We start from the raw sequence: 12,991 nt of genomic DNA on the forward strand, positions 1-12,991 counted from the left end.
GAGATTACTAAGAAATGCCTTCTCCATGACAATTTTTATATTTGCGCCCACTGCCACAAGGACAAGGGTCGTTTCGTCCAATTTTTGGACTGGAATTCCGAACGGTTTGCACCTGAGGTATCAGCTCTCTACCTGCTTGCTCTGCTGCTCTTCTCATCCTTTCCTCTTCTGCTGAACGGTTGGTTTGTGTGCGGCTGAGATCTGTTTTTTGCGGTTTTGCTTCCTGTACTCCTTGGTTATTGTTGACCGCTAGTTTGCCCCGTGATAAATAAGACGTGATTTCTTTGTTCATTTTATGGACCAGAGTTTCAAATAGTTTATAGGCCTCCATTTTATAGATAACCAGTGGGTCTTTTTGTTCAAAAGAAGCAGCCTGAACGGATTCTTTTAGTTCATCCATATTGCGCAGGTGTTCTTTCCATTGGGAGTCAAGAATACTTAGCGCTACAGATCTTTCAATATCCCTCATTATACTGTAACCCTTTGTTTTTACAGCTTTCTCAAGATCTGCCGCCAAAGGGAGTGATTCTCTGGATTCATCTACAAAAGGAATCATGATTCTTTGATACCTGTGACCTTCGGTCTTGTGAACTTCAACAATATAAGGTAACAGAACGTCTTTGATCTGATTTTCTTTTTTGTGATAGAACTCGTAAAATTGTTTTCTAAATTCTTGTTGTACTTCACTCACTGAGCTTTCTCTGAAATAAGCCTCATCGATTTCAGGAGAAAATCCAAGAATACTGATAGAATCATTGACAAATCCCTCTGGATCCACTGTGGATTTATGATAAGCCACAATGTGATCCAATGTTGAATTGAACATATAACTCAGGTCCACTGCCAAGCGATCACCGTGTAATGCGTGATCTCTTTTTTTATAGATGGCTTCCCGTTGAATGTTCATCACATCATCGTATTCCAGAAGGCGCTTGCGCATTCCAAAATTGTTTTCTTCCACCTTTTTTTGAGCCCTTTCAATAGATTTGGTGACCATGCTATGTTGCATCACCTCTCCTTCTTTGTGACCTAATTTGTCCATAATGGAAGTAATGCGATCTGAATTGAATAGACGCATCAAATTGTCTTCAAACGACACAAAAAATTGAGATGAACCAGGGTCCCCCTGTCGTCCGGATCTACCGCGCAACTGGCGATCGACCCTGCGGGATTCATGTCTTTCGGTACCAATGATGGCCAGCCCTCCCGCTTTTTTAACTTCTTCTCCAATTTTAATATCCGTACCTCTACCCGCCATGTTGGTGGCAATGGTGACTTTACCAGGATTTCCTGCCTCAGAGACGATTTCCGCTTCGCGCTGATGTTGTTTTGCGTTCAGAACATTGTGGGAGATACCCCTCAGTTGCAGCATTCTGGATAATTTTTCAGAAATATCTACAGAAGTGGTACCCACCAGAACAGGCCTTCCTGCATTGGTGCAAACTTCAATTTCATCTATTACCGCGTTGAATTTTTCACGGGCAGTTTTATAGACAAGGTCTTCGCGGTCGTCCCGGATTACCGGTTTGTTGGTGGGAATAACCACCACATCTAATTTATAAATTTGCCAGAATTCTCCTGCCTCTGTTTCTGCAGTTCCAGTCATACCCGCCAATTTGTGGTACATTCTAAAATAATTCTGCAGAGTAACTGTCGCATAAGTCTGGGTCAATTCTCCCACCTTTACATTTTCTTTTGCCTCGATGGCCTGATGCAAACCATCGGAATAACGACGACCTTCAAGGATACGACCTGTACCCTCATCTACGATTTTGACTTCACCGTCCATCACAACGTACTCTTCGTCTTTTTCAAAAATGGTGTATGCTTTCAGCAATTGGCTGACGCAGTGAAGCCTTTGTGATTTGACTGCAAAGTCATCTAAAATTTTAGCCTTTCTCTCCGTTTTTTCTTCTTTGCTCAGGTTTTCCTGCAAATCAATCTGATGAAGAGATTCTGATAAATCCGGAATCAAATAAAAATTTGGATCCGATTCACCGATTGCCATGAATTCTTCACCTCTTGGGGTTAATTCAACCTGCCTGTTTTTCTCATCTATCGTGAAAAGAAGCGGTTCATCCGCTATTTTCATATTGCGGGATTGCTCCTGCATGTAATAGTTTTCTGTTTTTTGGAGAATGTTTCGGATTCCGTCTTCACTGAGAAATTTGATCAATGGCCTTGATTTCGGTAAGGAGCGATACGCTCTGAATAGTGCGAGCCCGCCTTCTCCTTCATTGTATCCTGTACTCCCATCATTGATCAGTTTTCTCGCATCATTGAGAAACTGACTACTGATTCTTTTTTGTTCGCTGTAAAGTCTTTCGACCTTTGGCTTCAATTTGTTGTATTCCTCACTCTCTTCATCCTGATCCACCGGTCCCGAAATAATCAAAGGAGTTCTGGCGTCATCAATCAAAACACTATCCACCTCATCCACCATTGCGTAATGGTGTTTGATTTGAACCTTTTCATCAATGGATCTCACCATGTTGTCCCTGAGATAATCAAATCCAAATTCATTGTTTGTACCGTAGGTGATATCGCATTCGTATGCATTTCTGCGTTGGGGAGAGTGCGGTTTGTATTTATCGATGCAATCTACGGTCAGATGGAGAAATTCAAACAAAGGTCCAACCCATTCTGAGTCCCTCCTTGCCAGATAATCATTGACAGTGACGACATGTACACCATTTCCGGTCAGTCCATTGAGATAGGCTGGAAGGGTAGCCACAAGGGTTTTTCCCTCACCGGTGCCCATTTCAGCAATTTTTCCTTCATGGAGGGCCATACCACCAATCAACTGTACATCGTAATGCACCATGTTCCAAACAATATCTCCTCCAGCCGCAGACCAGCGGTTGCGATAAATGGCCTTGTCACCATCCAGGTCAACAAAAGCTCTGGAAACGGAAAGTGATCGGTCTCTGTCAGTCGCATTGACCACGATCTGTTCATTTTCAGAAAAACGGCGTGCGGCTTCTTTAACCACGGCAAAGGCCTCCGGTAAGATTTCTTTTAGAATTTCTTCCTGCAGACTGTCTCTTTCTTTAATTTTTAGATCGATTTCAACATACAAGGCTTCTTTATCGTGAATGTCTGCCTCTTCATCGGCCTTCGTTTTCAAAGTTTCGATTTCGCCATCAATTCCTTCCAGGTAGGATTTGATTCTGGCTCTGAATTCATGTGTTTTATTGCGCAATTCGTCATGGGATAGCTCGGTATATTCTTGTTGGAAGGCATGGATGCTAGGCAGCAATAGGCTGTAGCTTTTTACATCTTTTTCTTGCTTGGTTCCAAATACTTTTTTCAGAAAATTAAACATGGTCGAAAATCAAATTAAGTGGGCAAAATTAATGGAATATCGGGGTTTTGGATCAATAAATCAATCACAAACCATACCATACAATCAAATCATGACAATCTGACAGGGAAGATTAATAGGTCGCCAAATTTTCGAATTAAAGTAGGTTCAAGAAATTTTGCCAGTAGTCCCAAAGAAAAGTTTAATATTTCTCTAAATCCATTGACAAAATTGCTTTCTGAACGTTATTATCCTTATTTCCGATCCACCAATTTCCATCTGGAAAGGAAAGCTTTTAGTACATTTGCAGGCTTTTAACAAAAAAACAATATTTTATGACTTTAGTAAGAACTCAATGGATTGTAATGTTTCTTTTTTCCTTGACCATTCCTTCATTTGGTCAGGCTCCGCCATGGAAAAGCATCCAATTGAATCAAATTGAACAGCAGAGGGTCCATCAGGATCCATCCTGGTCAAAAATTTCAAAATTTCAGACTTTTGAGCTCAATTTTAATGATTTAAGAGAATTTCTTACTACACAGGTACCTTTTGAAAATACCGATGGCCGAACCGCTTCAATTGGTTTGCCCAATCATCTGGGAGAAGTTTCTATTTATAGAATTATGGAGTCCCCGGTTATGGAAGCAGAACTGGCTGCTAAATATCCTCAGATCCGCACTTTTAAAGGAACGAATGGTCAGAATTATATGAGGTTGATTATTACGGATCAATGGATGAAAGCTTATATTTTAAGTCCGGAAGGAGATATTCTTCTTGAACCATTGAGTAAATTCAACCAAAACCATTTTGGTGTTTATCACGCCAACGCGATACAGTTGGATCCTTCCAGCCCAAGTCATTTCTGTGGTGAGTCTGGATCTTCCGTTATGGCCAGACGCTCTCAAATACAGCGCGAGCGCCTGGATCAGGAGCCAGTCTTGCAGCAAATGATGGGTGCAGACCCTGTTGTCCTCCACAAATACCGCATTGCGATTTCCTGTACCGGAGAGTGGGGTGCTGATCCCCAAAGAGGCGGTGGTACCAAAGAGACTGCACTTGCTAAAATGGCGGATGCCTTGACTTATGCCAATGCCGTCTATGAGAAAGATTTTGCCATACATCTGGATTTGGTAGCCAGAAACGATTTACTTATTTTTCTAAATGCCAATACGGATCCGTTCGAAAATTCGGACGTAGGAAGAGCGTTACTTGGCCAAAATACAGCGGTGGTTAATCCCATCATTACTCCAGGATTTTATGAATTTGGCCACATCTTTACCAACGATTGTGTGGATGTTGGAGGAATTGCCTCATTGGGCTCGGTATGTAGCAGCCAAAACAGGGCTGCTGGAGTGACTTGCTGGTATACTACAGATGTAGCTTATGTAGCACTTCGCATATTCTGTCATGAAATGGGCCATCAATTTTCTGCCAATCACACTTTTTCAAATTGCAATGGCAATGAAAGCAATTCCAGGTATGAGCCGGGTGGAGGTACAACGATTATGTCATATAGTGGTTTGTGCGGAAATTTGAATGTTGAATCTGCTGGTCCTCCACATCCCAATTTCTTTCATTCTTATTCTTTGGAAGAAGTTCATTTGTTTACCAGACAATTTCTAAGCTGCGGGGTGAAAGAATTTACAGGACACAGCTATCCAACCGCCAGAATATTGACAGCTCCAAATCTTGTATTGCCCAAATTGACACCTTTCGAATTGAAAGGAGAGGGCACCGACATGGAAGATACAGGTCTTACTTATTCTTGGGAGCAGTTTGACAACGGGGAATATGGAAGCAGGCTTGGAGAAGTAACGACAACCGGACCTTTGTTTAGGGTACTATTTCCGGGTCCTAGTCCCAACCGGGTATTTCCTAACTGGAATTCTATTTTATCCTTAAAAAATGTAGACGTTCGTGAAGTCTTGCCAGCAGAGTCGAGAGATCTTAATTTCCGATTTGTCGTTAGAGACAACCATCCGGGATCCGGTGGTTCAGTCTGGCAAAATCTAAAACTCAAAGTAACTGACCAGGCGGGACCTTTTACCGTTACTTTTCCGAATATCAATACGCATCGTCTGATCAAAAATACCTGCAATAAAATCACCTGGGACGTTGCGGGAACCAACCGATTTCCGGTCAATTGTCAAAAGGTAGATATTGTCATGTACCGCAACCGAGATTTTGACAATCCTATCGTATTAATTGAAAATACCGAGAACGACGGCAGCGAATTGGTGGATATACCAGATCTTGGAACCAACATACGCGTCCGGGTCGTGGTGAAGGCAAGGGATCATATCTTTTTTGATGCTTCGGATGTTGATGTGGTCATTGTAGAAGGGACTACACCGTCTGTGATTATGGGTGTGACTCCCAACCTCGTCAATGTTTGTCTTCCAGATCAATTAAGCCTTGATATCAGAAGTTGCGCGTTTGCCGGTTATACAGGCGACCTGCAACTTTTTGTGGAAAGTGGATTACCCGCAGGTGCCAATTACCAGTTTGAAAAGTCCACCATTGGAGCAGATGATCAAACCAAAATTGTCATCGATTTAAATTCCATTCAAGAAAGGACCAGTTTCAATATGGTGATTGCTGCAATCACTCCTGCAGGAGATACTTTGCGCGATCAGATTATTGTCAATGTTGTCAGCAATGATTTTAGCGATGAGTTGCTTTTGACTCCCTCTTCCGGGAGTGGTGGAGCCATTGAAACACCACTTTTTAGGTGGAGCAAAAGTCGGAATGCAGACTTTTATCATTTTGAAATCGCCAGCTCACCAGCTTTTGGTTCCAACACCTTGTACAGTCAGAGATTTATTTCGGCAGATTCACTTCGCCTACCTATTTTGTTAAAGTCGAATTCTGTCTACTACTGGAGGGTATTTCCGGCCAATGATTGTGGTGATGGAAGAGCCTCGGTGACTTATGCTTTCCAGACCTCCAATAAATCCTGCGTGGACCAGCCATACACTGGAAATCCAATCAATTTGTTTTCCGGAAGGACTTACAATACAGTGGTATCAGTACCATTTGGAGGCGCGCTCGCAGATATGAATGTCAATGACATCGATATTTATGCGGATGCTTCCAACGACCTGAGCATTCGCTTGTTGAGCCCGAAGGGAACCCGAGTGGTTTTGTTCAACAACAATTGCGGTACTACCCTTGATTTTGCTTCCAGTTTTGATGATGATGCGCCGATTCCATTGACCTGTCCACCGAATAGAGGGGCTAGGATGCGCCCGTTGGAACCTTTAAGCCGTTTTAATGGAGAAGATTTAAAGGGTGATTGGAAATTGGAAATTGTCACACGCAGCAGTTTGAGAGATGGCCAGATTCGCAATTTTACCCTTCAGTACTGTGCCGAACTTTCGGTATCACCGCCAAGCTTGATCAACAATGGACCATTGGTCATGGATATTGGAGAACAAAGGGAAATTAAAGACAATTTGTTATTGGTAACCGATCCTGATGAAGGACCGGATAATCTGACTTTCACACTGGTAAGTATTCCATCACACGGGACATTTACTTTGAACGGAAATCAACTTGGCTATGGATCCAGATTTACCCAATCGGACATCAACGATGGTAAACTGACTTATACCCATGATGGATCTTCCAATTATTACGATGGATTTTCATACACCGTCGAAGATGGAAAAGGCGGATGGTTGGGAATTGAAACTTTCAGAATTTTGGTGGGCCCCGTATCAACAGATGATCAGGGATTGGCAGAAGCTTTGAAAGCCTACCCCAACCCGACTTCAGGACAATTGTTTATTCAGTTGGACTCACCACTTTCAGGTGATGGAAGGATTTTAATCAGAGACCTCAATGGTCGCATGTTGAAAGAAAAGACGCTCAAATCAGATAAACTGGTTTTCTTCGAATTGGAAAATCTAGACAACGGAATCTATTTATTGGAATATCAGTCTTCGCAACATCGGTTGAGCAAAAAAATTATATTGGTCAGGTAAATCCGCCTTCTGTGCAATTTGTACAGATATCAATGGACTTGCGGCTTTGGAGGATGTTTTGCCTAAAATGATAGTAGGCCTTGCTGCGCCAGATTTCTTTGAGTGGCTGATGCATTAGTTGGCCAAGTTGATGTGTTGCATCTTTGTCAAAGCAACAAGGTACCACTTTACCATCCCAGGTGATGACACAGCCTTGCCACATTCTCCAACATTGATTGGACAGTTTATTTTTAATCTCAAATTTACCCTCTTCATTTTTAAAATATCTTGCGTAAAGGGATTGTTCGGGAATCAAATCTGGGGATTCAGAATAATCGTAAATCTGTGCGGTTTTGAATTCAATCTGATCAACCTCCAATTCCTTGGCAAGAAGATTAATTTGTTCTAGTTCAGATTCATTGTGACTAAAAACAATGGTTTGAAGGATGATGTATGGATGGTTGGCTTTGTGCTCTTTCCTGATTTTGACGAGATTTTTAATTCCTTCAATGACCTTTTCCACCTTACCACCAATTCGGTATTTCTGGTAGATTTCCTGGCTAAGACCATCTAAAGAAACAATGATTCTATCCAAACCAGAGAGAACAATTCTATGACAAGTATCAGGATCAAGAAAATGACCGTTGGTGGAGACCATGGTGTAAATTTTCTCACGATGGGCTTTTTGAATCATCTCCAAGAGAGATGGATGGATAAATGGCTCGCCTTGAAAATAGAAAGTTAAATGCATTAAATATTGTTTGTTTTCATGTAGAAAGCGCTCAAATAAATCCGTTTTGAGATTTCCGGTCGGTCTGGTAAACGATCTTAAGCCTGATGGACATTGTGTGCAGTGCAAATTGCACGCTGTCGTGGGCTCGATGGAGATGGATATAGGAAGCCCCCAGTGAACGGGTCTTTGGATTCGTTTTGACAAGTGGTAAGACAGATAGACCTTTGAGGCATTGATCCATTTATGCAGGGAGGTTTTTGATAAAAACCGGAGTGAATCCTTTAATTTTGGCAAAAGCATGGACACAAAGATGATGAATCCTGAAAATAAGAAGGCCAAATGAAAGATTATCTTTGTCCTTAATTTGATGCAATGAAATACCTGATAATTGGATTGGGAAATATGCACATGGATTATATGGGCACACGCCACAATGTAGGATTTGAGGTAGTGGACGCATTGGCCGGTGGATATGGAGGCAAATGGGAAAGCGACCAGCATTGTCACAAGTCGATCATTAAGGTCAAAAACAAAACTTTGATTTTGATCAAGCCAACAACGTATATGAACTTGAGTGGTAAAGCGGTACGTTACTGGATGCAGAAAGAAAAATTGGAGTTAAATCAACTTCTGGTGATAACGGATGACTTAAATCTTGAGTTTGGGACCCTGCGGATAAAGCCGGGTGGCTCAGACGGGGGGCACAATGGCCTAAAGGATATTCAGACCCAACTGGGTACTGTGCAATATCCAAGATTAAGGATTGGTATTGGTTCCGATTTTGCCAAAGGCAAACAAGTCAATTACGTACTGGGAAAATGGACGGATTCAGAAGCAAAGTTCCTCCCCGAAATTTTGAGTGCTGCCACCAAGGCTGTTGAGACATTTGCCTTGGAGGGAATATCCTCCTCGATGAACAAATTTAATGGGTTTGCGATTCAAAAGACATGAATCAGGAACTTAGCAAGTGGATCATTTTTCTTGGAATACTATTGGTATAGATAGCTCTTTCCTTTTATTTTTTTTCGCCTTATTTAAAATGGATTGGAGAGTTACCGGGTGATCTATGGATCGAAAAAGAACGCTTTAAAATTTATTTTCCCATTTCGACTATGCTATTAATCTCCTTAATTATCAATATTTTATGGAAACTTCGGAGATGTTTTGACATCTGAACATCAATTACATATCATTGATATTAATAATATTTACTAACTTTGTGTAGCTGAATTTATTCATGTACCAGGTTATTTTTTGTTTTATCACGGCTTTCTTATTGACGTATATCACCATACCGTCCATTATCCGGATCGCAAAACATAAAAAGCTGATGGACGTACCGGGGTCAAGGGCGTCACATTTTGTTAGCGTACCTACTTTGGGTGGGATTGCTATTTTTGGAGGGGTGATATTTAGCATCATCCTTTGGACACCTTTTCAGGTTTTTGGCAACCTCCAATATATTTTATCTGCATTTGTGATTATTTTTTTGATTGGGGCAAAAGATGATATTTTACCACTAACACCTTATAAAAAGATGTTGGGACAATTGATTGCAGTGTTGATTTTGGTGTTTAAAGCCAACATACGAATTACCAATTTTTATGGAATTTATGGTATTGATATTTTGCCGGAATGGATGAGTATATTGTTTAGTATTTTTACCGTCCTGCTCATCATCAATGCTTTTAATTTAATCGATGGAATAAACACCTTGTGTGCCAGTACCGGAATCCTGATAGCTGTCACCCTGGGATACTGGTATATGGAAGCAAATCAGATTGTTTTGAGCATTATTGCATTTTCATTGGTGGGCTCACTGATTGCATTCTTAAAATACAATATAAGTCCGGCAAAGATCTTTATGGGCGATACAGGCTCCATGATGGTAGGCTCGATTTGTGCAATATTGGTCATTCGATTTATGGAAATCAATCATACTCTTTTACCTGGAGAAACAAAAATACACGCTACACCTGCATTGGCGATTGCACTTTTGTTTATACCATTGTGTGATACATTGAGGGTTTTTATTTTGCGATTGATCAATGGCAGATCTCCTTTCATGGCCGATAAAAATCATATCCATCATGTGTTTCTTTCGTTGGGACTAAATCATTTGCAAACGACTTCAGTTTTGATCATATTGAATGCTCTTATGATTATCATGGTGAGCCTTTTTACAGACTGGGGTAATGTCAATTTGTTAATTCTCATTGTGGCATTTGGCTTATTGTTTTCCATCGCGATCAATTTTCTAAATAAGCACCATCTCAAGCAACCTACTTATTGAATGCTATGTCCAATTGGCAGGCATACCTATTTGTTTTCATAGGAGGTGGACTTGGATCAGTTTTGAGATGGCTAATCAGTAAATTTGCACAGCCATTTTATCCAAACGGTATAATTGCTACACTTGGTGCAAATATGATCGCGTCATTGTTATTAGGATACCTACTTTACAGCAACTTTCAAAATGTGTCTGCATCTTTGATTCGTTTTTTTTTAATCATTGGATTTTGTGGAGGCTTAAGCACTTTTTCTACATTTAGTGCAGAGAATTTAGCGTTTCTATTAGATGGACAGTGGCTTAAACTGGGAGGATACATTCTGTTGAGTGTTTTTGCTTGTCTGCTTTCAGTATGGCTAGGAATGTGTTTGGCCAAACTGGCTTAATCCGTTCGACCAGATTGGATTTTTTACCAATTGATTTATTGGAATCGTGAATGTTGTTAGACAATAACACTGAACTTGAGATACAAAGAACCAAACATCCAATAATCAAATTCAATGTTATGCTGCCCTTTTGATAAATCGAAAAGACTCAATGAATGATTGACTGTAAGGCTTGTGTTCACAGTTTTATCAAAAGACTATAATTTTTAAATAAAAGGTGTATTGAAAAGACCAAAGGGGCAGATTTTAAATATAAAAATTCACTGACGATGAGCTCTTCAGCCAGTGAATTAAAATGGAAGTTTTCATCCAGGAATTGTTATCAGAATTTACAGTGCGTGTCAAAAGTGAACCCAATGTCAGGCTCCTCGAAAGATATTTACAAAAATGAATTAATTTTCAAAAAGCCTGACTTTCAAGAATAGGATTAAATTTAATACCATTATAGATTTAATCAATTAATTGCTTCAAATGGTCGATATGTATCCAGTCGTTTACATTTGTGGGTTTATTGTATTTCCCCTTTACATTAAATGCAAGAAGAAGAAAATATTCCAACAAAGGGACTTTAGAATAATAAATAATAGGCTGCGTTAACTTACCTGTAATCTCATTATTCATTTATTCTGTGCCTCCTCATACATTCTTCCCAATTTAACTTCCAATCCTGAATGAATTACGAAATAAATATTTTAAAATATGGATATGCGATTGACATGGTACCAATAAATGGGACACTGATCTAATTTAGTTAAAAAATAAAATTAGTACACATTTTACCCCTGCGACAAAGATAAGCATTGCTCCCAAAATGTCAAGAGCAAGTCGAGTTCCGCCGGAAGAATACAGAATAAAGAGGTCGGCGGAACTCTTGACATTTTGTCCGCAATAAGCTTGGTCCTCGTCTAAGGGTAAAAATGCAAAGTCATGTTTTGTTTCCATATTAGTTGCAATGAGTGAATTGATTTTTCGAATAATAAATATTTTCAAATTCTAAGGGTGTATAGTATTGAATGGATGAATGCCTTCTGATTGTGTTGTAATAGCCATCTATGTATTCAAACAGAGTGAATCTTAATTGATCCAAATCATCAAATACAGTACCTCTAATGCATTCGCATTTGAGCCTTGAGAAAAATGATTCGGCAATTGCGTTGTCATAAACTTCGTTTTTGCGAGTCATACTTTGTCTATTTCCTTTAATGGCATTTTTGAAATCTTTACTAGAGTACTGCGTTCCTCGGTCAGAATGGACAATCACACTTAATTTATTTTGGATGCATTTCAGTTTTGCTTTATTGAAGGCTGAAATAACCAGTTCGCTTCTCATATGAGTCTGAACATCCCAGCCCACTACTTTATGCAAATAAGTATCAATCCAAGTTGAAAGATAGGCCCATTGGCCATTCTTTAAAGGAATGTAGGTAATGTCACCAACCCATACTTCATTTGGTTTTTGCGCCTTTCCAAAATCAAGAAGTAAATTGGGTGCAGGAAATTTGGTCCCGGTGGAATCAGTTGTTTTTGGAACAAAACTCTTTGGCTGGATTGCTTTCAAATTTTGTTCCTTCATACATTTGCGAATCAAATGGCGGCTAACATTTTTGAATATTTTACGGCTAATTCCATTTTAATTCTACGACTTCCATACCTATTCATATGAGAGTCAAATACGGATTTTATTCGGTCTCTTAATCCCAAATGTTTAGTGGGAGAATCCCTCCTGTGGATAAAATGATACAAAGTATTCCTTGGAATATTCATCATCTTGCAAAGCTTGTTAGTAGGATACACACCGCTTAGACTCTGGATAAATTCAGCTTTTGGTTTCATGTCTGCCGGCTGAAAATGTTCAAGGCTTTTTTTAAAATATCCCTTTCCATTTCAACATCCCTTAATTTCTTACGGAGCTGTTCAAGTTCAGTATAAGGATTATTTGTTCCTGGCTGGACGGAAGCATTCCTGGTAATCCTGATTTGACTACGCCAATTGTAAAGCATTTGCTTACTAACGCCAAGAGAATCAGCTAATTCGCTAGCGTTCCTCCCGGATTCGAGCAAATGAATGGCATTAAGCTTAAACTCGGTATCGTACCTCCTCCTCCGATTGTTTGTCTTTGATTGATCCATAACACAAATTTAAGTTAGATTTGTGTACCATTTTCTTGGACCACTTCACCAGTTTGATTTAATTCTTCAAGCACAATTTAATTAATATGATAACAATTATAAAAAATATTAAATTCTGATATTACACAAATTTTGCTGCCTAAGGCTTAGAAATGAAAATATACATTTTTGGGAGAAAAGTAAT

At 39.8% G+C, this 12,991-nt stretch carries 8 protein-coding genes and 1 pseudogene; 5 read left to right on the top strand and 4 right to left on the bottom strand.

The genetic code is table 11. The features are described from left to right. Positions 1-7: 7 nt before the first annotated feature. Positions 8-3,325, bottom strand: coding sequence for a preprotein translocase subunit SecA (gene secA, locus IPM48_06950; protein ID MBK9271319.1), 3,318 nt, complete (start codon positions 3,323-3,325; stop codon positions 8-10). A 344-nt stretch (positions 3,326-3,669) separates the two neighbouring features. On the opposite strand from secA, the gene IPM48_06955 reads away from it, so the two are divergent. Continuing rightward, positions 3,670-7,290 (top strand): T9SS type A sorting domain-containing protein, encoded by a 3,621-nt coding sequence (locus IPM48_06955; GenBank protein MBK9271320.1) that lies wholly within the window; start codon positions 3,670-3,672, stop codon positions 7,288-7,290. Here the strand turns inward: IPM48_06955 and IPM48_06960 are convergent. Next, a complete protein-coding gene (locus tag IPM48_06960; GenBank protein MBK9271321.1) occupies positions 7,283-8,302 on the bottom strand; it encodes an SPASM domain-containing protein in 1,020 nt (339 codons plus the stop codon). The two genes, IPM48_06955 and IPM48_06960, sit on opposite strands and share 8 nt — an antisense overlap. Before the next feature lie 72 nt (positions 8,303-8,374). Here IPM48_06960 and IPM48_06965 point away from each other — a divergent pair, with 72 nt between their 5' ends. The 4 genes and pseudogenes from IPM48_06965 (at position 8,375) to IPM48_06980 (ending at position 10,678) form a co-directional block, all read left to right on the top strand. Then, positions 8,375-8,953 (top strand): aminoacyl-tRNA hydrolase, encoded by a 579-nt coding sequence (locus IPM48_06965; GenBank protein ID MBK9271322.1) that lies wholly within the window; start codon positions 8,375-8,377, stop codon positions 8,951-8,953. After that, positions 8,950-9,177: pseudogene (locus IPM48_06970) on the top strand (DUF2905 domain-containing protein). Before IPM48_06965 ends, IPM48_06970 begins: the two are co-directional and overlap by 4 nt. Before the next feature lie 62 nt (positions 9,178-9,239). Further along, entirely contained in the window at positions 9,240-10,295 is a 1,056-nt protein-coding gene (locus tag IPM48_06975) for an undecaprenyl/decaprenyl-phosphate alpha-N-acetylglucosaminyl 1-phosphate transferase (GenBank protein ID MBK9271323.1), read from the top strand. A gap of 5 nt (positions 10,296-10,300) precedes the next feature. Then, positions 10,301-10,678 carry a CrcB family protein gene (locus IPM48_06980; GenBank protein ID MBK9271324.1) on the top strand — a complete coding sequence of 126 codons (378 nt, stop codon included), beginning with the start codon at positions 10,301-10,303 and terminating at the stop codon, positions 10,676-10,678. Positions 10,679-11,621: 943 nt separating this feature from the next. Here IPM48_06980 and IPM48_06985 read toward each other — a convergent pair. Further along, positions 11,622-12,251 (bottom strand): IS3 family transposase, encoded by a 630-nt coding sequence (locus IPM48_06985; protein MBK9271325.1) that lies wholly within the window; start codon positions 12,249-12,251, stop codon positions 11,622-11,624. 256 nt (positions 12,252-12,507) lie between these two features. Then, on the bottom strand, positions 12,508-12,807 hold the full coding sequence (locus IPM48_06990; GenBank protein ID MBK9271326.1) for a transposase: 300 nt from the start codon (positions 12,805-12,807) through the stop codon (positions 12,508-12,510). Positions 12,808-12,991 lie beyond the last annotated feature (184 nt).

It is taken from the genome of Saprospiraceae bacterium, assembly GCA_016715965.1.
Taxonomy (GTDB): Bacteria; Bacteroidota; Bacteroidia; order Chitinophagales; family Saprospiraceae; genus Vicinibacter.